Origin of the sequence: Marinobacter sp. NP-4(2019) (genome assembly GCF_003994855.1) — a bacterium.
Taxonomy (GTDB): domain Bacteria; phylum Pseudomonadota; class Gammaproteobacteria; order Pseudomonadales; family Oleiphilaceae; genus Marinobacter.
The window spans coordinates 2993269-3014943 of record NZ_CP034142.1 but is presented as its reverse complement, the minus strand read 5'-3'; the positions used below and the strand labels follow the sequence as shown (position 1 = coordinate 3014943).

15 protein-coding genes are annotated in these 21675 nt (G+C 49.9%); all 15 read left to right on the top strand.

Features of this window, described 5'->3' with window-relative positions; all coding sequences use genetic code 11:
- Window positions 1-104: 104 nt before the first annotated feature.
- Complete coding sequence (locus tag EHN06_RS13715) at window positions 105-656, top strand: sugar transferase (protein ID WP_228257486.1); 552 nt, start codon at window positions 105-107, stop codon at window positions 654-656.
- Between the two features lie 23 nt (window positions 657-679).
- Complete coding sequence (locus tag EHN06_RS13710) at window positions 680-2647, top strand: polysaccharide biosynthesis protein (RefSeq protein WP_127333105.1); 1968 nt, start codon at window positions 680-682, stop codon at window positions 2645-2647.
- 155 nt (window positions 2648-2802) lie between these two features.
- Window positions 2803-3930 (top strand): non-hydrolyzing UDP-N-acetylglucosamine 2-epimerase, encoded by a 1128-nt coding sequence (wecB, locus tag EHN06_RS13705; RefSeq protein WP_127333104.1) that lies wholly within the window; start codon window positions 2803-2805, stop codon window positions 3928-3930.
- A gap of 28 nt (window positions 3931-3958) precedes the next feature.
- A complete protein-coding gene (gene wecC / locus EHN06_RS13700) occupies window positions 3959-5239 on the top strand; it encodes a UDP-N-acetyl-D-mannosamine dehydrogenase (RefSeq protein WP_127333103.1) in 1281 nt (426 codons plus the stop codon).
- Window positions 5240-5285: 46 nt separating this feature from the next.
- Window positions 5286-9794: an FkbM family methyltransferase gene (locus EHN06_RS13695; protein ID WP_127333102.1), complete on the top strand. Its 4509-nt coding sequence runs from the start codon at window positions 5286-5288 to the stop codon at window positions 9792-9794.
- Between the two features lie 15 nt (window positions 9795-9809).
- Window positions 9810-10910 (top strand): nodulation protein NodZ, encoded by a 1101-nt coding sequence (locus EHN06_RS13690; protein WP_127333101.1) that lies wholly within the window; start codon window positions 9810-9812, stop codon window positions 10908-10910.
- Between the two features lies 1 nt (window position 10911).
- Window positions 10912-11523, top strand: coding sequence for a sulfotransferase family 2 domain-containing protein (locus tag EHN06_RS13685; RefSeq protein ID WP_127333100.1), 612 nt, complete (start codon window positions 10912-10914; stop codon window positions 11521-11523).
- 10 nt (window positions 11524-11533) lie between these two features.
- On the top strand, window positions 11534-12652 hold the full coding sequence (gene gmd, locus EHN06_RS13680; RefSeq protein WP_127333099.1) for a GDP-mannose 4,6-dehydratase: 1119 nt from the start codon (window positions 11534-11536) through the stop codon (window positions 12650-12652).
- Window positions 12653-12654: 2 nt separating this feature from the next.
- Window positions 12655-13617: a GDP-L-fucose synthase gene (fcl, locus tag EHN06_RS13675; RefSeq protein WP_127333098.1), complete on the top strand. Its 963-nt coding sequence runs from the start codon at window positions 12655-12657 to the stop codon at window positions 13615-13617.
- Window positions 13618-14166: 549 nt separating this feature from the next.
- Complete coding sequence (locus tag EHN06_RS13670; RefSeq protein WP_127333097.1) at window positions 14167-15228, top strand: glycosyltransferase family 4 protein; 1062 nt, start codon at window positions 14167-14169, stop codon at window positions 15226-15228.
- Between the two features lie 5 nt (window positions 15229-15233).
- Window positions 15234-16550 carry a glycosyltransferase gene (locus tag EHN06_RS13665; protein WP_127333096.1) on the top strand — a complete coding sequence of 439 codons (1317 nt, stop codon included), beginning with the start codon at window positions 15234-15236 and terminating at the stop codon, window positions 16548-16550.
- 11 nt (window positions 16551-16561) lie between these two features.
- On the top strand, window positions 16562-18286 hold the full coding sequence (locus tag EHN06_RS13660) for a hypothetical protein (protein WP_127333095.1): 1725 nt from the start codon (window positions 16562-16564) through the stop codon (window positions 18284-18286).
- Window positions 18283-19500 carry a glycosyltransferase family 4 protein gene (locus EHN06_RS13655; RefSeq protein WP_228257309.1) on the top strand — a complete coding sequence of 406 codons (1218 nt, stop codon included), beginning with the start codon at window positions 18283-18285 and terminating at the stop codon, window positions 19498-19500. Before EHN06_RS13660 ends, EHN06_RS13655 begins: the two co-directional genes overlap by 4 nt.
- Window positions 19500-20717: a glycosyltransferase family 4 protein gene (locus EHN06_RS13650; RefSeq protein ID WP_127333093.1), complete on the top strand. Its 1218-nt coding sequence runs from the start codon at window positions 19500-19502 to the stop codon at window positions 20715-20717. Before EHN06_RS13655 ends, EHN06_RS13650 begins: the two co-directional genes overlap by 1 nt.
- Complete coding sequence (locus EHN06_RS13645) at window positions 20710-21660, top strand: UDP-glucose 4-epimerase family protein (protein ID WP_127333092.1); 951 nt, start codon at window positions 20710-20712, stop codon at window positions 21658-21660. The genes EHN06_RS13650 and EHN06_RS13645 overlap by 8 nt, the downstream gene beginning before the upstream one ends.
- The last annotated feature ends 15 nt before the right edge of the window (window positions 21661-21675 follow it).

Genomic DNA, 21675 nt, shown 5'->3' with positions numbered 1-21675 from the left:
TTATTGCCGCTACGTTTGATTTTGTTAATCCTGCCTTTCTAGTATTTCTCTTCTGATATACTCCCTCCTCGTGTTCCTCTAGGATTGCCCTTTTTATGTCGCCGTTGATTCGGTTTTTCGATATATGCATCTCCGCCATCGGCCTGATTTCTCTGTTCCCGGTATTTGCTGTGCTTTTTTTGCTCGGATTTCTGGACACCGGTTCGCCGCTGTTTCGCCAGACTAGAGTGGGAAGGCATCAGGCACCGTTTGTATTGAACAAGTTCAGAACGATGGGAGTGGGGACCCATTCGGTGGCTACTCATATGGTCGATGGCAATGCCGTCACGCCCTTGGGGCGCTTCCTTCGAAAGTCAAAACTGGATGAGCTGCCTCAGCTGTGGAATGTATTGAAGGGGGATATGAGTCTGGTTGGACCAAGGCCCTGTTTGCCTGAGCAGCAAGAGCTTATTGAGGCCAGAGCCCAGGAAGGGGTCTTTGTGGTGCGGCCCGGGATAACCGGGTTGGCGCAGGTTCGGGGTATAGATATGTCCACGCCTGAATTACTGGCGCAAACGGATGCGAAAATGCTCCGGGATTTTAGTTTGTTGCGATACTTCCAGTATATTTTCCTCACGATAAGCGGCAAAGGTGCCGGGGATCGTGTGGCTCACTGAATCGGTAAGGATGGCCGTCAGCAATGATAAAAACACTGAACTATTTAAAAGGTGTTCTTTTTAACTTGCCTCGTCCCCAGAAACGCCTGATCTCGGTGTGTGCCGATACGGCGTTTATTTTGCTGGCCCTGTGGGCCGCGTTCTCTCTTCGCTTTGAAAGCCTTACGTGGATGCCTTCGGAGCGGCAGCTACTGGTGTTCGGATGCACGGTAGCCACTTCTGTTTTTGCGTTCGTCAAGTTAGGGCTCTACCGGGCCGTCATTCGCTACATCAGTGAGAAAGCTTTGATGGTCATGGTCATGGGGGTTCTGATCTCCGCGATTTCGCTGATCATTTATGGCTATTTGTTTCAGGCTCTCGTGCCGCGGTCAGTGCCGGTGATTTATGGCGCTCTGGTATTCATGCTGGTGGCGGGCACTCGGTTTGCCTTCCGGACGCTGATTAACCGGCCCAGGGAAAAGGCCAAGGGCCGGGTGCTGATTGTTGGAACCGGGCCTAAGGCACTGCAGTTGTCTTCTGCCCTTGTTCAGGGTACCGAGTATCGGCCCATGGGGTTTGTCACACCCGATCGAAGTAAGCATAAGTCTCTGATTGCCGGAAAACAGGTCTATGGTCTGGGCCACATCGAGCGCGCAGTCCGGGAGCAGGGTATCCAGCGCATCTTTCTGGCGCTGGAAGACGATGGCAGCGTGGATCGGAAGTCACTGATTCGGAGTCTGGAGGAGTTGGTTGTTCCGGTCCAGACGGTTCCTTCCATGTCGGAGTTGGTTGCCGGTCAGGCACGGATCAACGATATCCGGGACCTGGATGTGGAGGATCTGCTGGGGCGCGATCCCGTCAAGCCGAATGCTGAGCTGGTAGCGGACAGTCTCCGAGGTAAGGTGGTTATGGTGACCGGGGCTGGAGGGTCCATTGGATCTGAGTTGTGCCGGCAGATCATAAGGCACCGCCCCAAAACTGTGGTGTTGTTTGAGCAATCAGAGTTTTCTCTGTACGCCATTGAGCGGGAACTGCGTTCCATCAGTCAGATTGAGGGGGTAGATGTCGAGCTTTATCCCGTGCTTGGCAATATTTGTCATCGTCGTCGTTGTGAGAGGGTGATGCGGGCTTTCGGCGTGCAGGTTGTGTACCACGCTGCCGCATACAAGCATGTACCGCTGGTTGAGCACAATGTAATCGAAGGTGTGCAGAATAATTTGTTTGGTACCTGGCACGCGGCGGAAGCCGCCATTGACGCGGGTGTTGAGCGTTTTGTGTTGATTTCCACCGATAAGGCGGTCAGGCCCACCAATGTGATGGGGGCTACCAAACGGCTGGCGGAATTGGTGCTGCAGGGACTGGCTACCCGCCAGTCCGACACGGTTTTTTCCATGGTTCGGTTTGGCAACGTGCTCGGCTCTTCAGGATCGGTTGTGCCCCTGTTCCGTGATCAGATCCGTGACGGTGGCCCGGTCACCGTGACCCATCCTGATATTACCCGATACTTTATGACGATCCCGGAGGCCAGCCAGCTTGTGCTTCAGGCTGGAACCATGGGGCAGGGTGGGGACGTGTTTGTTTTGGATATGGGGGAACCTGTAAAAATCGCGGATCTCGCCAGGAAGATGATTCGATTGATGGGGTTGAGTGAGAAAACAGAAAAATACCCGGAAGGCGACATTGAAGTTATCTATACAGGGCTACGTCCGGGAGAAAAGCTGTTCGAAGAATTGCTGATTGGCAACAGCCCCCAGGGGACGTCTCACCCTCGCATTATGATGGCGACTGAGGTGAGCCTTTCCTGGACAGATGTCGAAAAAACGTTGAAACAGCTCATGATTGCCAGCCGCAACTTCGATTGCGGGGGGGTGATTGAGTTGTTGAAAGCTGCGCCCACGGGTTATGCCCCTACAGGAGCGTTGGAGGATTTTGTCTGGTGTGAATTAGGTGGCTCCGCCGCGATGCTTCAGGCAGCTAACCCTGATGAAGACAAGGTGCGGAAGCTGTATTAAGCATCACGTATTTTAACTGTACTGGAATTGTTTCAGCCTTGTTTCTCTGCCTGAATTGACATCTCAAGCTGTGATAGACTTCGCGGCTAATTTATTTGGCACTCGCCTTTTTAGAGCTCTGCCCGGTTAGGTGAAGATTGGAGTCTTGTTGATATATGAAAACTTTGTGTGTGTTTGGTACCCGGCCGGAAGCCATCAAAATGGCCCCGCTTGTTCAGGCGTTGGGTGCCGATGAGCGGTTTGAATCCCGCGTATGTGTGACGGGGCAGCACCGTGAAATGTTGGATCAGGTTCTGGATTTGTTTGAAATAACTCCGGACCATGATCTGAATATAATGAAGCCGGGCCAGGATCTGACCGACGTTACCTGCGCCATTTTAAGTGGGTTGAGGGAAATTCTGCGCGAGGAAAAGCCCGATATTGTGCTGGTGCACGGTGATACAGCAACCACCTTCGCGACATCTTTAGCTGCTTACTATCAGCAAATTCCGGTTGGACATGTTGAAGCTGGCCTGAGAACGGGAAACCTTTATTCTCCCTGGCCAGAGGAAGCCAACCGCAAATTGACCGGGGCATTGGCCAAGCTGCATTTTGCGCCAACAGAAACATCGAAGAACAATCTCCTGGCGGAAGGGGTTAACCAAGCCAATGTCGTTGTCACCGGCAATACGGTTATAGATGCGTTGTTGGAGGTTGTGGAAAAGTTGGACCACGACCATGCCTTGCTGGAAAGGATGCAGGCTGAGTTTTCGTTCCTGCGGCCTGAGGCTCGCCTTGTTTTGATTACCGGCCACCGCCGTGAAAGCTTCGGAGGCGGTTTCGAGCGCATCTGCGAGGCAATCGCCCAGGTTGCCAAAGAGAATCCAGGCGTTGATCTGTTGTACCCCGTGCACCTGAACCCAAACGTTCGAGAGCCAGTGCATCGCCTTCTGGACAAGCTAGATAACGTTCATCTGATTGAGCCAACAGATTACCTCCCATTCGTTTACCTGATGAACCGCTCGTCCATCATATTGACCGACTCGGGTGGCATTCAGGAAGAGGCGCCTTCCCTGGGCAAGCCGGTACTGGTTATGCGCGATACCACCGAGCGTCCTGAGGCGGTGGACGCTGGAACGGTGAAGCTGGTTGGCACGGACGTGGCGAAAATTGTCACGGAACTGGGTGAGCTTCTGAACAGTGAGGCTGCCTACAGGGAAATGAGCTTTGCCCACAATCCTTACGGTGATGGGAAAGCCTGTTCGCGAATTCTAGATGCCCTTCTAGCTACGCGCAGCAACTAACCTTTACTTTCTTTGAGACCGGGTTTTTATGAACTTTGATACGATTTCAGTTATCGGGCTTGGCTACATTGGTCTTCCTACAGCAGCGGTGATCGCGTCGCGTCGTAAAAATGTGATTGGCGTGGATATCAATCAAAACGCCGTGGATACCATTAACCGTGGCGACATTCATATCGTTGAGCCCGAGCTGGACATTGTGGTGCATTCGGCTGTAAACGAAGGTTGCCTGCGAGCGACAACTGTACCTGAGCCGGCGGATGCCTTCCTGATTGCGGTACCAACACCGTTTAAAGCAGAAAATGGTAACGACCATGTGCCCGATCTGACGTACATCGAAGCAGCAAGCAAGGCCATTGCCCCGGTGCTTGAGAAAGGCAACCTGGTGATTCTGGAATCTACGTCGCCCGTTGGCGCCACAGAGCAAATGGCCCAGTGGCTCGCTGAGGCCCGGCCGGACCTGACCTTCCCCCAAACCCACGGTGAGGATTCGGATATTCGTGTAGCCCACTGCCCCGAGCGTGTACTCCCGGGCCACGTGGTGCGGGAGCTAGTGGAGAATGACCGGGTTATCGGGGGTATGACCGCCAAGTGTTCCGCAGCAGCGGCATCGCTATACAGCATTTTTGTGGAAGGTGAGTGTATCACCACCACCGCACGCACCGCTGAAATGGCCAAGCTAACGGAAAATAGTTTCAGGGATGTGAACATCGCCTTCGCCAATGAACTGTCCATTATCTGTGACAAGCTGGACATCAATGTCTGGGAACTGATCCGCCTTTCCAATCGTCATCCACGCGTGAATATCCTGCAGCCAGGCCCTGGTGTGGGCGGCCACTGCATTGCAGTGGATCCGTGGTTCATCGTCAGCGAAACCCCTGATGAGGCAAGACTGATTCGTACTGCCCGTGAGGTAAACGACGGCAAGCCGCAATGGGTACTGGAGAAAGTTCAGCAGGCTGTTGGTCAGTTCCTGACAGCCAATCCGGATAAGACCGCCAGGGATGTAACGATCGCGTGCTTTGGTCTGGCCTTCAAGCCGGATATTGATGATTTGCGGGAGAGTCCGGCGCTGCGGGTGGCTGAGGCGATTCTGGATAAGCATGTGGGTGGCTTGTTGGTAGTTGAACCAAATATAGCGTCGTTGCCAGATACCAAGCTTGAAGGGGCAGAGCTAGTGGGTGCATCGCAAGCATTGGCTCAAGCCGATATTCTTGTCATGTTGGTTGACCACAAACCCTTTACTCAAATTGGACGAGAGAATGTGGCTGAGCGATTAATCATTGATTGCCGGGGTGTGTGGGAGGCTTGAGGGGCTCTTCGCGGCACGACATAACATCATTATAGATTGGGTTACTATGAGCGTTGACACTCCAGATATCAAAACTCTCTCGGTTGATGGGGTCGATTACGTGATCGCCCTGCCAAACTGGAAAACCGATTACATCCAGGGAAAAATTTCCAGTTCCGGCGAACCTTACGAACACTCAATGTTGAGAAGCATGTCCAGTCGCCTGAAAGCCGGTGATCTGGTGCTGGACGTTGGCGCAAACATAGGTAACCACACTCTTTATTTGGCGGCTGTTACTGGGTGCAGGGTGCATTCGTTTGAGCCAAATAAGATGCTTTGCGGAGCCTTGCAGCAAAGCATTGAAGCAAACGGTCTGTCGGATACCGTTTGGGTCCATAATGTTGGTGTGGGTTCTGCAACTGGTAGTGCGAGATTCGCCCATGAAGATGAGGCGAATTTGGGCGCTCAGTCCTTATTGGTCGAAGATGGGGATAGCGCTGGCATCGAGGTGATCAGGCTGGATGATCTTGAACTTGATGGGCCGGTAGCTGCTCTTAAGATTGATGTGGAGGGGATGGAGCAGGATGTTTTGGAAGGGGCCAAAAAACTGCTCACCCGGGACAAGCCACTACTCTATATTGAATGCCAGAAGAAAGAGGATTTTCACTTAATTGCACAATGGGTTGGTTCCCAGGGTTATATCTACAATGAGACATATAATGCAACGCCAACGCATTTATTTATCCATAAAAGTAAAATTGGAACTAATGACCAACCTGAGTTAACTCTCGTTAAATTACGAGAGGCCTTATATGAACGCGACGCAGAATTGCAAGACACCAAAGAGCGTTTGAACCAGTCTAACCTGAAATACCGGGAGGTTAACAGGAATCATGGTGAAATCCGGCAGCGTGTAGAGGACCTCAGAAAAGAACTGTTTGAATCTGTCGAGCGAGAAAGTAGGCTAAACCAAGAGAATAAACTCCTACAGGATAAACTGCTTGTGGCGCAGCAGTCCCTGACGTACGTATTGAGAAAGCACCTGTCGAGGGTGAAACGCAGCGCCAAAACACCGGGTGGTCTTCGGAATCTTGTGCTGCGCCTAGGTGTCCGCCTGGTACGCTCACCAGTTTATATTCGAGCATTGTTAAAGCATCGTCTGTCTGATGAGTCGCGCTTAGCTGTTAATCCGTCGATAGTTCCTCCACGCAATCTGAATGCTTTGAAGACCGACACCCTGCAGACTAAATCCAGTAAGGAGCTTAGGGTGGCTTGCATTATGGATGACTTCACTTGGTCGTCTTACGCACCCGAATGTCAGCTTAACCAACTGACCCCAGCGAACTGGCGGGTGGAGCTGGAAGAGTGCCAGCCTGAGCTGTTGTTCGTCGAATCTGCCTGGCGGGGCAAAGACCAGCTTTGGGGAAGTAAAGTGGGGCACACTAGCCAGGAGCTTCAGGAAATTCTGCGCTGGTGTCGGGAAAGAAATGTTCCAACCGTATTCTGGAACAAAGAAGACCCGGTTCACTTCGAGACATTTTTGAATACGGCACGCCTTTTTGACTTTGTCTTTACCACGGATATCGATTGTGTGCCTCGATATAAGGCCGTTTTGGGGCACAATGAGGTTTATTTTTTACCTTTTGCATGTCAGCCGCGTGAGCACAATCCATTTGAGAAGTATGTTCGAAAAGATGCCTTTTGTTTTGCTGGCGCATATTACGCTCGATATCCTGAGCGTGCGCGAGATCTGGAGGGCTTTGTAGGAACCCTGCCCGAATATCGCCCCCTGGAAATTTATGACAGGAATTACGGTAAAGACGACCCTGACTACGCCTTTCCGGAAGCGTTCCGACCGCACATAGTTGGGACTTTGCCGTTCTCCGAAATCGACAAGGCATACAAGGGATATCGTTACGCCATTAATTTGAATTCGATCAAACAGTCGCAAACTATGTTTGCGCGGCGGGTTTATGAGCTGCTGGCATCCAATACCTTGACAGTCAGCAACTTTTCCCGGGGGCTCCGCTTGATGTTTGGAGACCTCGTGTTGTCCAGTGACAGTGGCAAGCAATTGGTCAGTGAGCTCGAGTCCATGGAGGCAGGTGATAAAGTCGACCGCGTTCGGCTCGCAGCGTTGCGGAAGGTGTTGAGTGAGCATACATACGAGGATCGTCTCAACTATGCACTAGCCCGGATTACCCGTACGGAGCGAAAAGTGCAGTTACCCACTTTCCGCATGATTGGCGTGGCAAACTCGAAGCATGATGCCATCACGTTGCTGGAACAGTGGAAGCGTCAGCAGGGAGCGGACGTTAGCCTGACCATTGTTCATGATTCAGAGTTGACGGATGAGCTGGCTGTGTTGAAGACAGCCGAAGGCCAGCGAGTCACTTGGCTTCCATACGAGCAACTGCAAGGTAAGAGTCTCGCGGATTTGGCAGAGGGCTCCCAGTGGATCGCAGGTGCCTCTAATCGGGATTATTACGGTCCCAACTATTTCCGGGATATTGCACTGACAACCCGGTACCGAGTGGCCCAGGCCATAGGTAAGTGGGCTTCATACCACTGGAGTGACGGTATCTGCGAACTTGTTCATGCCGGTACAGAGTACAGGCCAGCGGATATCTTGTTTGCCCGGTCCTCTGCAATTCAGATTACGGCTGCAGGTGAAATCAAAGCCTCCGAATGGCTGGACGGGTTGGAAAGTTGGCGGTATGAACTCCAAGATCAGTTTTCGATTGATCGCTTCAACTATTGTGCTGATATGCCCGAGGGGCAGGCTGCTGCTGAGATTAGGAGCCAGGTGGATGATCTGGACCTCGATCATGGCCTTCCACTTGAAGAGCTGAATAGGGCTGCAGAGTCCGCCCTGCCCAAGAAAGATGTTGAGAATGGAAGTCATGCGTTGTCCGGTGCATTGTTGGGCCGCATGATTACCCGGAAGGGGTCATACGCGGATCATCTTGATCAACATACAGTTTCGGATACATCCACTGTTATTCGGGTCTCCAAAAACCCGGCAATAGAGGCAGAGTTGGATGGGCTGTATCTGAATATAGTCTCGAGACTGAACGATGGGCAGCATGAGTACATTTATTGTCCGGAAAGCATTTCTATAGAGCGGCTGGCGATAGATATTGGAGCGATTCGTAATCAGGGCCTTCCGATCCATCTGGAAATGGATCCGGGGTTGAACCTGAGTCTTGTTGTTTTGTTTTTTGATGGCGCTGGCGAAAAGATTAAGCACTATATTGAGCCGGCCAATAGAAACGCGGTGGTCAATGTGCCCGAAAATGCTTCTGCTCTGAGATTGGGGCTGCGGGTGTATGCCGGGGGCACAACGACAGTGCGGCGACTGATTTTCGGGTATAAGAGCCTTGAGCCTGGCCACATCTTTGGAAAATCTGATGTGCTGCTGTTGACCAATCATTACCCTAGTTATGATGATCTTTATCGCAATGGGTTCGTTCACACCCGTGTCAAGGCTTATGCAGAGCGGGGTGTAGGAGTTGATGTTTTTCGCCTTAGGCAGGGGCAAGAGATAAATTATCATGAGTTTCAGGGAGTAGACGTGATGTCCGGCTCCGAAACATCTCTTCGCCAAGTCCTCAGCTCAGGAAAATATAGACACATTTTGGTTCACTTTCTTGACAAAGAAATGTGGTCTATTCTCAAAACGCAGATTGAAAGAATAAAAGTAACTGTATGGATTCATGGCGCAGAAATTCAGCCATGGTGGCGCCGCGAGTATAATTATGCTGACGAGTTTGCCTTGGAGCAGGCGAAGAAAGAAAGCACAGATCGATTGGAGTTTTGGAGATCGATTTTTGCTGATCCTCCCGAAAACCTGAATTTTGTATTTGTATCCAACTATTTTGCTAACGAAGTTATGGAAGACGTGGGCGTCGTGCTTTCAAGCAAGTGTTATGAGGTCATTCACAATCCTGTGGATACTGAACTATTCAATTACGTGCCTAAGAGTCAGGAACAGCGTAAAAAGATTCTTTCGATACGTCCTTATGCGTCTCCAAAATATGCTAACGATCTTAGTGTGAAAGCCGTTCTGGAGCTTTCCAGAGAAAGCTTTTTCCCGGATTTGGAGTTTCTGTTTGTCGGTGATGGCGTTTTATTTGATACGGTCCTTGAGCCTCTGAGGCAATATGCAAACGTAGAGATTAGGCGCGGTTTCTTAAGTCAACATGAAATAGCTCAGCTTCATAAAGAATATGGAATATTTCTGTGCCCGACTCGAATGGACGCCCAAGGTGTCTCGAAGGATGAGGCAATGTCTTCCGGCTTGGCGGTGGTAACAAATCGAGTAACGGCTATTCCTGAGTTTATTGATGAAGGTTGTGGCCTATTAGCGGAAGACGGCGATTATAAAGGGATGGCTAAGGCAATTAGTGATGTTTACAGGTCAGAAACAGAATTTCTGAAACTATCTGCTGCCGCTGCACATCGGGCGAGAAGCCAAGTAGGGAAAAAATTAATAATTGATCAGGAGTTGGCGCTGTTCAAGGCACTAGGTGGTAGTGATTCCTTTTGGGCAGCTGAATCAAATGAGAAGCGCTAACTAAAGGAGTTTGGTTTGAAAGTCATTGCCAAAGGCTATTATGGTATGGGTGGGAATATTGCGGTACTTGTAACTGCAATAATGCTTGCCAAACGCTTAAACGCAAAGTTGGTTGTAGATTGGGAAGAGGGTGTTTATGGTGTCGCTGATCGAGACATATTTCAGCACCTTTTTGATTATCCGCTTAATGATATTTCTTTAAAATATGACGATGGTGCAAAAGTATGGCCACCTGCATGGCAGGAGTTTTATAAGAAAACTATGCCTTATCGCGTTGTGGGTGGAGTGAATTTGTCAAATATTTCCACCGATCTTGCTAAAGAATTTGGAATTAACAATCTAAAAGAAAAGTTTAATACAGTAATAATAAGCAGAGACAGTAGTTGGTGGCATTGGCCAGAGTTTAAAGAGGAAAGTGAGCATGTTGTTCGCTCCCTAAAGCCTTCTGCGCATATTTTAGCGAGAATTAATAAATATGAATTGGGTGACAATGCCATTGCCGTTCATTTCAGGCACGGCAATGGGGAGCCTACTGTGGTTCCTCCGGACATAAATTGGTTTTTTAGTCAGGTTGATAGCTTTATTAGGCAGTCGCCAACTTCAAAAGTTTTAGTGTGTACGGACTGCCTTCGAGTGTTACATAAGTTCCAGGAGCGCTATGGTGATAAAGTTATCTCCACTGATAAGTCTTATCTCGGTCTTGGGAAAGGGGCGATGCATTGTAATGAGTCTGAAATTGACAGGCTTTATAGCGCTGAAGAGGCCATTGTTGATATATGGAGTATGGGGCGATGCAAGTACTTTGTGGGATCGAAGAGCTTTTTTACTGGTGTGGCTTTGAAGCTAGCCTCAGCGGCTCGTCAAAATATCAAGGTTTGGTCACCAATCCATCGTAGTCATCGGCAAGAGCCCGATAAAGTACCAGTAAGTGATGATCCTTGGGCCCGAGAATGTTTTTTTAAGGCTGGTATGTATACCGATGGTGTATTTATTAAGTTCTTAGAGCGAGGAGTGAGCTTTTATTACTTGTACGATGAGTTAGCTTCTTTTGATTCCCTCGAAAACATCGACTTGGGTGCAGTGCAGGCTGAATTAAACATTAAGAGGTTGTATTAATATGATATCACATCAGCATAAGTGTATTTTTATACACATTCCAAGAACTGGGGGAACCAGTGTCGAGCAGTTAATTTTTGGCGGTAACTGGTGGGCCTATGAAAAGGAGACAAAGCATCTATTGGCGAGCCAGGCTAAGAAGCTATATGCGGATTATTGGGATGATTACTTTAAGTTTGCGTTTGTTAGGAATCCATTTGATAGGGTTGTTTCGCTTCTAAACTTTTCATCTATGTATTATGGCACTTCGATATCGGATCGATTAACGCAAGAGCATATAGAGTGGTATAAGAAAAAGTATGGTTATCCCAAGGTTGTGGAATATGACTATCGATTTTATAAACGTTCAGAGGTGATATGTGAGAATCACGCTGCTGGGCAAGTTTATGGCAATATTATAGATGAAGAGCTAGACTTTATTGGTAAGTTCGAGAGTTTAGAGGATGATTTTAGGAAAGTATGTGATTTCCTGAAGATTAATTATAAAACGCTTCCTCACAAGGCTCAGTCGAAGCATCGAGAGCATTATAGGTCTTATTTTGACGAAGGATTAGTCGATACTGTAGAAAAGCTCTATGCGAATGATCTAAAAAAATTCAATTACTCTTTTTGAGTTGTTATCTATGAAAAAGGCACTTATTACTGGTGTAACTGGGCAGGATGGGTCTTACCTTGCGGAGCTCCTTCTTGCAAAAGGGTATGAGGTTCATGGCATCAAGCGACGGGCGTCCTTGTTCAATACTCAGCGAGTGGATCATATTTACCAAGACCCTCACGCTGACTGCCAACAATTTATCCTGCATTATGGTGACTTAACGGATTCCTCAAATCTGACCCGAATAGTTCAAGAAATCCAGCCGGATGAGGTATACAACTTAGGCGCTCAGTCTCACGTGGCGGTATCATTTGAATCCCCTGAGTATACGGCTGATGTGGATGCTCTCGGAACGCTACGTCTGTTGGAAGCAATCCGGCTCTTAGGGTTGGAAGAGAAAACGCGCTTTTACCAAGCTTCAACATCTGAACTTTACGGCATGGTGAGGGAGGTGCCACAAAATGAGTCTACCCCCTTCCATCCGCGATCGCCATATGCAGCGGCTAAGCTTTACGCGTATTGGATTACGGTTAACTACCGCGAAGCTTACGGTATGTATGCTTGTAACGGAATTTTGTTCAATCATGAATCGCCTCGTCGCGGTGAGACGTTCGTAACTCGAAAGATTACTCGTGGGCTAGCGAATATAGCTCAAGGCCTTGAGGAATGCATCTTTATGGGAAACATGGATGCATTGAGGGACTGGGGACACGCGAAAGATTATGTGCGAATGCAGTGGATGATGTTGCAACAAGAGTGGCCGGAAGACTTCGTTATTGCAACAGGTGTTCAATGTTCTGTACGGCAGTTTATCACTTTGTCGGCTAGAGAGCTTGGGATCTCACTGCGTTTTGAGGGGGCGGGCCTACAAGAGGTCGGTATAGTTGACTCCATTGCGGGCGACATGGCTCCAGCCCTGAAAACCGGGGATGTAATTGTGCGCGTGGATCCTCGTTACTTTCGGCCAGCTGAAGTGGAAACTTTGCTAGGTGATGCGAGTAAAGCTAAGCAAAAGCTTGGATGGATTCCGGAAATTACACTTGAGGAAATGTGTGCGGAAATGGTTGCTGAGGACCTGAAAGTGGCTCAGCGGCACGCCCTACTCAAGAAATTAGGCCATGATGTGCCCGTATCTTTGGAAAACTAATTATGATTAAGCGTGTGTTTATTGCCGGCCATAAGGGCATGGTTGGCTCGGCTATTGTGAGGCAACTTGAGAACCAGTCCAATATCGAATTGGTTCTGCGTGATCGAAGTGAATTAGATTTGACAGATCAGGCTGCGGTAAGCTCATTTTTCTTACAAGAGCGAATTGACCAAGTGTATCTTGCCGCCGCAAAGGTAGGAGGCATTCTAGCGAATAATAACTATGCAGCTCAGTTTATATATGAAAACTTAATGATTGAATGCAATGTAATAAATGCAGCTCACATGGCCGATGTTGATGATCTTTTGTTCTTGGGGTCCTCCTGTATTTACCCTAAGTTCGCTGAGCAACCGATGAAAGAAGATGCTCTTCTAACCGGAAAGTTGGAGCCTACTAATGAGCCTTATGCTATAGCAAAGATTGCAGGTATCAAGCTATGCGAAAGTTACAATCGTGAGTATGGACGACGTTATAGAAGTGTTATGCCAACCAACCTTTATGGGGCAAATGATAACTTTCATAAAGACAACTCTCATGTTATTCCTGCTATGATGCGCCGATTCCATGAAGCTAAAACTTCCGGAAGTTCTGATGTCATTGTTTGGGGGAGTGGTAAGCCCAAGCGTGAGTTTTTATATGTTGATGATATGGCTGAAGCCTCGGTATTCATCGCAAACTTAGATCAGGCCACTTATGAAACCCACACTCAGCCAATGCTTAGTCACATTAATGTTGGTACTGGTAAAGATTGTTCGATTGCTGAATTAGCGAATACTATGGCCGAAGTAGTTGGATTTAGAGGAGATATTATATTTGATACCTCCAAACCAGATGGTAGCCCCCGCAAGCTTCTGAATGTTGAAACGTTGAAAAGCTTGGGGTGGACTTACAATGTCGATCTAAAAGATGGCTTGGCTCGAACTTATGATTGGTTTCTAAACCATCAGGACGACCTGCGTGGCTAAACATGAACCTCTTTGGCGCGAATATTTGATCCAAGCTTTAAAGGAAGATTTAAATTCCCGTGAGGCGGAGATTAGCGCTATCCGAGCTAGTCTTCGTTATAGAGTTGGTGGTTGGGTGCTAGAGGCTTGGCCTCCAAGGTTTCGGAGTATAGTCGTATTAGCCCGAATAGTAGTCACATTCTTACGGCTGAGACGCAATGTTAATACACCCAAAGTTACACATTCTAATTCTCAGGTAGTCGTTGGGATGGAGAGTCGATCAGCGGATACGGTTGTATTCGGAACTCAAATTCCCGAAGTTCTTAAGGGGGAAGATATAGTTTGTTCAGATGACCTTTCTATCCTAATTGCTATTCTTGACAGCGATCGCCCTGCCGGCACTCTCGTTCTCAGGCTTGCTAGCCCAGCTATAACCCGTCGTATACAGCGGCTACGGTTTAAAGGCTGGAACGTTTTTTGGTGGCCAGAAAAGCGTGATGTTTGCACTGATACAGCACAACAAAATTACATTGCAAGTCATTCTGATGAGTATAGAAGTGAGCAGGGGACATGAAGCTTTTATATGCTTATCGCTACGGTATAGTTGGTGGCGTCTCTACTCAGTTGCTATTGAGACAGGACGCCTTGGAAAAAGCTGGGCATGAAGCCAGTCTCTTCTTCAGCCAAGACAATGGATTAGGTCAGTTACTGGGGGCGCGCAGCCGCATTTTCTTTGGCTCAGGGGTGTCATTCCAAAAACTTGTTCGCCAGGAGCGGTTCGATGCGGTTGTTGTGATTGATTCACCCGAGCTCCTGAAGTCGGCGTCAGGTTCAATGTTGCGCAAGAACCCGGTTTATTTGGATGTGCACACCACAACGGACACCGGACTGAGTTATCTGCTGGATCTGGATGCGAGGCAGCTTGATGGTGTCATGGTTCCAACAGATTATTCCTCCCGTCTTGTGGGTCAGCGGTTGGGGGAGGCTGCAAAAATACAGGTTGTGCCGAATATCCTGAATACTGAGGTCTTCTATCCCCATGTCAAAGCGAGTCATTTTGGGGGAGAGCCAACCAGCCGTGAATTTGTGTGGGTTGGTAAGTTGGATAACCACAAAAACTGGCGGTTGGCGCTAGTTTATGCAGGAATGTTGAAGGATTTGCTCGGTAACATTCAACTGTATGTCGTGGGTGGTTATACCGCTCCGCCAAAACAGGCCGAAGAGTTCTTTGAGTTGGCGTTCAGGCTGGGGATTTCCGATTCCGTAAGCTGGTTGGATCGCGTTGAGAATACGACGTTAGCCAGCTTATACAAACGCTGCGCCTTAAGTGGTGGTGCCATGTTGGTAACGTCGCGGGACGAATCGTTTGGAATGGCCGCTGCGGAAAGCCTGTTGTGCGGATGTCCGTTGATTGCAAATGATCTGCCTGTGTTCCGGGAAGTGTTTCCCTCTTCGCCCTTGGTCCACTTGGTCGATATCTGGGACCCTGAGCAGGTTGCGCGCGCAGCGCAGAATGTTGAAGCATTGGCGAATCGGGAGAGCTTGGTGGAACAAGTATACAAGCAGCTTGGTGACCGTTATGGTGCTGGCCCGTTTGTGAAGTCGTTTTTGAATTTCCTTGGAGGGCAGTAGTGGGGATGAAAACCCGGGAAGAGCTTCAACAGGAACTAAGTGACCTGGAAAAGCAACATCGCCAGATTCTTAACAGCAGTAGCTACCGTCTCGGCAGGCTATTGATTTCTGTTTGTCGCTCTCCGAGGCTTCTATTTCGCCTACCAATTGATCTTATGCACCTGGCCCGTGATGTGAGGCAGCAGAAGCGTCCACCACAGCCTGGAAGCAGTCAATATGAGACAGTCTCCAGGCAATGGCGGCAGCTTGCCAAGCATTTACAGTCCAATCCCAATTCAGGCCCGCTGGTGTTTTTGTTTTCAGGGACGACCTATATCCAGGGGACTCGGGGTAACCGGCCAATCCGTCAAACTGAGGCTCTATTACGTCTGGGCGCGTCGGTTTTTTTCAGCTATCATCGCTCCCGCTATACCGAAGCGCTTCCGGACTATTCCACGGAGGGATTGGTTCAGGCTCCGGTAGATATTACGTTGCAGTTGTTGGATGACATTGCCTTCGAAGAGCTGGGTGATACTAAAAAGCTTTACATTATCTCTTACCCCTATCCCGGCATTGAAAAGAGTATAGCAACGTTTCGTAAGAATGGCTGGACTGTTCTTTACGATTGCCGGGATGACTGGGAAGAGTTCAGCAAAGTTGGAATGGCGCGTTGGTTTGATGCAGACGTTGAAAACACGTTGGTGAGAGGTACTGACGCAACAGTTTGTGTTTCACAACCGTTGGTTGCGAAGATGTCTGCTCTTTCACCTGGTAGCAGGGTGGAGCTGATGCCGAATGCGGTAGAGGCCGATTTTCTGCCCGGCGATTATGAGCACAGGCCAGAACGTGACCCGAAAATCGTGGGTTATTTTGGCCACTTGGCCGGTGCCTGGTTTGACTGGGAAGCTTTTAGCGAGATAGCGGAACGTTGTTCCGCTTACCGGTTTGAGATCATCGGCCACTCAGCCCCGCATGGATTGACGCTGCCGGATAACGTCGAACTGCTCGGCCCTAAACCCTGGAATCAGTTGTATCAGTTCGCCGGCCGTTGGAGTGCAGCTATCATACCCTTCAAGATGGGTCCTTTGGCAGACGGTGTAGACCCTATCAAGATCTATGAGTACCTCTCATTTGGGTTGCCAGTGGTATCTTTTCAGATGCCACAGATTAACGACTACCCAGCCACGAGAACAGTTTCCTCCGTCCAGGAGTTTTGCTGTGCCCTAGTTGAGGTTTGTGAATCCGCTCCAGACAAGGCCCATATTGTGGAGTTCCTTAAGCGGAATACCTGGGAGGTCAGGGCCACCGAACTTTTATCATTTGTTGAGCACCAGTCTTCATGATGGGAGCGGCATTGCAGTCATTGAGATGGAGCTTGTCCCTAGGGGCAAAAATAGGGCGGGTTGTTCCATGGTTGACTGGCGTAGTTGTGTTATTGGCCCTGGTATCCCAAGTCGCCATGCTTCTCGCGTCGTTTCTCCCATTAAAGGTTGTTATTCTGCTTGGTTCCGAGAGCATGCCTCGCTATCTGCCTGAAGAGTTAAAAGTGCACGGGAAGGATGCGCTCATTGCCGCTTTTAGCCTGGTAACGGTTGGTTTTTTTATTGTTCATTTGATAGCTGAGCGGTTTGTGATCAATGTGACAGGGCAGGCGACCCGTAAGTTGCTTAAGAAAAGTCATAAACTGGTACTGTTTGAAAATCAGGATGATATGGCTGCAAATGCCTATCAGCGTTTCTCCCGGGCATTGGCCGGCGGTGTGTTTGCTTGCTTGGCCCTTACTGGGTTGGCTGTTTTTTATGCAGAAATGGCTATCGTCATTATTGGCTATTTTATTGGCTGTGTCGCGCTGTTGTGGGCGGGGGCGGTGTTCAACAAGAATGTCCGGGAGCGGCTGGAATCCAATTTGTCTTCGACGCTTAACCTGTTAGCCGGCGTCGGCTTTTTCGTATCGTTTGGCTTTCTGGTATTAGACTTCATCGTTTTGACTCCTCCCGGCGTTATTGTTGCCATTATTTCTCTGCTGGCAAGCCGAATGATCCTGCAAAAAATAAATACTGGCATTATGGATGTTTCCGCCATCAGTAAACAGCGACCAAAACTGGAAGCTCTCTTTTTTCATGGAAAAGTATTTCAACCGGAACTTGGGAGTAAGGACCGGGGTATTTGGCATATGATCAGGCCAGAGGTGCGGGAGTCTTGGCTCGAGCCGGTATTTGAGGAATTTGTTGTATCATGGGCTGGTATTCGGTCTATTGAATGGCATCAGAGCGCTGTACCTAATGTGCCGGCCCTTAGCGTTGTTGGAAATAATGAACAGCGATACCTTGTGAAGTTATTCGATAGAAACCGGAGTTCTTTGGCTCTGCATGAAGCAACCCTTTTGGGGGAGGCTTGGGATGGCTTGCCCGCCCCTAAATTAGTTGCGAATACCAGAGTTCGGCAACTGCATTGCCTTATTTATGAAATTGTGGCCGGCTATCATCCTGATAGGGGCGCAATGAAGCAGCTGACAGAGTCCGTTAGGGGCAGGCTTTTGAGTGTTTCGCTTCCCCATGGTTTGCAGCTCCAATACAGTCGGTCAAAACCTATGTTGTGGCAACGGCTTGATGAGACGATTGTTGATCGGTTGCTTTCGTGTGCTAATTCAGATCGCCAACGTGACTTGGTGAATGAATTGGGCGAGAAAGTCGCTGATTTGAGGGAGCAGCTCCGAAGGTTACCTCTTTCCTTGATAAATCCGGAGATTAGTTCCTCCAGTATCTTGGTTACTTCATCAGACATCCAAATGTTGAATTGGGGGCGCTGGAGCATTGATCCAGTGGGCGCCGGATGGCGTGTTGGGCCAAAACAGCTTAACCAGTTAGCTGACTATCTTGACCAGGCCGCTGAGCATCGCCCTGATCTTAGAAAGGTATCGACTGAGGCCGCCGAGTTGGCTGCCCTTACTTATTCGTTCGAAGCGAAGAGCATGCGACAGCAGTTTGAGGAGGCTTTTGAGTTACTCCCGGCCATACTCAAGCGTTTGGATCACGTTGAGGGAGAGTCACTACTCTTCCGAGAGGGCATGTCCGAATGAACAGTGGGGAAAATTGTTGCTCAGAATCCTCAGTTGTTGACATGCTCGTCTGGAATACCTTCCAGAACGATGCCCGTGTAAAGAATGAAGCGGAGACATTGGCTGGTGGCGGTTACCATGTTGCTGTACATGCTCTTCATGCCCCGGGATATACTCAGCAACAGGAGTTTTTACCTTCCGGGGTTGAGGTGATTCGCCATGGTAGAAAACAAGGTTTACGGTTATTGAGCCCTCGGAAGCATACGGCTCGTCGTAACCGACTGGAGTTGATTGCGCTGTTGTTAAGCCGGTTGTTAACCCATTTACTGATGTTGGCGAATTTGGTCAAACGCCGTCCGGATGTTGTGCATGCCCACGATGTAAATGTGTTACCGACAGCCTGGCTGGCTGCGAAGCTGTCGGGGGCGAAACTGGTCTACGACGCCCATGAGATCAGCTCTGGCCGTGAGGGTTATCGCAAGATCGGTCGGTTGGTTGCCTGGGTGGAAAAAGCAATCATGCCGAAGGCTGCCGGTTCGATTACGACGACTGAGGCGCGGGCAAAGTTTTTCGCCAGGGCCTATCGTATGCCCAGGCCACTGGTTTTGCAGAACCGACCAAGGCTTGTGCGAGTGGAAGGGGATGATCGTCTCCGCCGGGAACTTGGGCTGGAAGAATCGTACCCGATTGTGATCTACCAGGGAGGGCTGCAGCCAGGCCGGGGGCTTGATCGATTGGTCGAGGCTGCGGCTAAGGTGGATGGTGCCTATTTCGTGTTTGTTGGCGGTGGAAGTGTCGAAGGCGAACTGAAGGCACTGGTGGAAAAGCTGGGGTTACAGTCACGTGTATTCTTCATTCCAACTGTGCCATTGGCGGAATTGCCATACTATACAGCTTCCGCCGATATCGGCGTTCAACCCATTGAGAATACCTGTCTCAATCACTTCACGACGGATTCCAATAAACTATTCGAGTATGTTGTGGCCAGGCTGCCAATTGTCGCAACAGGCCTGCCGGAAATTGCCCGGGTAGTAAAGCAACATGATCTTGGCCTGCTGGTTCCTTCTGGCGACACCAAAGCGTTAAGTGCAGCGATTCAGCGCTTGGTTGACGATGCCGCTCTGCGGAAAAGGTTCTCTATCAATGCGGAAAACGCTTCCGCTGAGTTGAACTGGGAAGAACAGGAACAGGCGCTGGTGTCGATGTATGACAGCATCCTCACAGGGGCCGCTTGATGTCGCCCACCGGTGATAAGCAGCCTCTGCGGGTACTTCTGATCAGTTATTATTTTCCCCCTGACTTGTGTGCCGGCTCGTTCCGCGCCAAAGCAATGGCGGATGCGTTGATGGAGCTTGGCTGCGATGTCGAACTGGATGTCGTAACGACCGAGCCCAACCGGTATCAGAGTCACCGCCCGTCCGTCATCAATGACGAAGACCTGGATTATTCCGTATATCGGGCACCACTGCCGGAGACGACTGCTGGCTTGTCAGGGCAGGTTCGGTGCTTTGGGCAGTTTGCCCGGAGGGCAAGACATCTGATCCCCAGGGATCGTTATGACATTGTTGTTGCGACTTCTTCTCGGCTCATGACAGCATGCCTGGGGGCCTGGTTGGCCCCGCGGTTAGGAGCGAAGCTGTACCTGGACATTCGGGATATCTTTGTCGAAACAATCACCGATGTATTCCCTGGGCGCTTGCTTTGGCCGGTTCGCCGTCTCTTTGATGGAATGGAACGTTGGGCGTTGGGCCGGGCTGATCGGGTGAATCTGGTTTCTGAGGGGTTTCTCCCCTATTTCCGGCAACGGTACCAACGTGCGGATTATGCGTTGTTCACCAATGGCATTGATAGCGAGTTCATTGCGTCTACCGGGGCTTCCGGTCTGGAGGGCAGCTGCGCTGAATCGGATGATTTGCCAGAAGTGGTTTACGCAGGAAACATTGGCGATGGTCAGGGTCTTGAAAGAATCATTCCGGAGTTAGCGATCAGGACCAGGGACTATGCTCGATTTACCGTTGTGGGTGACGGTGGAACTCGTGGCAAGCTAATCGAGCGTTGTCGGGAACTGAATGCACCAGTGACACTAGTGGACGCAGTGCCGCGTAGCCAGCTACTGGATATTTACAGGTCGGCGGCTGTGCTGTTTTTGCATTTGAACGATCTGCCGGCCTTCAAACGAGTACTGCCATCCAAGCTGTTTGAGTATGCTGCACTTGGCAAGCCCATTCTTGCCGGCGTCAGTGGCTATGCCAAAGACTTCATTCAGGAGCGCATTGAGGGCGCTGAAGTCTTTGATCCTTGCGATGTGAGCGCGGCTGAACAGGCGCTTCGCCGCCTTCCCCTAGAGCACTACCGGCGAGAGGCTTTCGTCAATGAGTTTAGTCGGGAAGCGATTATGAAACGCATGGCCGGTGACATAATCCGGGTGGCGACGGGTCAACGTGATGGCTGAGCGGGTGTTGGTAACGGGCGCTTCCGGGTTTGTCGGGAAAACTCTGTGCGCCTCATTGGTTAGTAAAGGGTTTCCGGTTCGCGGGGTGGCGCGTTCGGGCACGGTAGTGAAAGGCGTCGAAGCGGTTGAGGTAAAGGATATCGCTGACACGTCTCCATCGGCTTGGGCCTCGATGTTGTCGGGTGTGGATGTGGTCATTCACTGTGCGGCCCTGGTACACCAGATGGGGCCGGACGATGAGGAAGCCCGGGCAAGGTACCATCGGGTTAATACCCAGGCGACGGCCTCGCTTGCAAAGGCAGCGGTCGATGCGGGCGTAAAACGGTTTATATTTCTGAGCACCGTCAAGGTATTGGGAGAGAGTTCAGAGCCTGGCCACGCGTTTCGTGCCCATGATCCTGCTTCGCCAACGGATGCCTATGCCCGTTCCAAGTGGGAAGCAGAGAAGGCTATTCAGGAGGTGGCCGTTGGTTCCGCTATGGATTTCGCTATTGTTCGTCCGCCACTGGTTTACGGCCCTGGCGTTGGAGCGAATTTTCAGGCGTTGACGCGACTGGTTTCAGCGCGTATTCCACTGCCGCTTGGCGCGATCAATAATCGACGGAGTCTGGTGTCCATCGATAATTTGGTGGACCTGATTGTGCGGTGTGCGGAGTATCCTGGAGCTATTCATGACATATTGTTGGTCAGCGATAGAGATGACGTGTCGACCACTCAGTTGATCCGACGCCTTGCAAAGGCTAAGGGCGTGTCGCCTCTGCTGATACCGGTTCCGGCCTCGTGGCTGACGACAATTGGAAAATGGCTGGGAAAAAGCGATGCGTTACAACGCTTGTGCGGAAACCTACAAGTGGATATTCAGCATACACGAGATAAACTTGACTGGTGGCCACCTTATTCGATGGAAGAAACCCTGGTGAGAATGAATGCAACCAGGGATTGAGATAATCAAAAAATG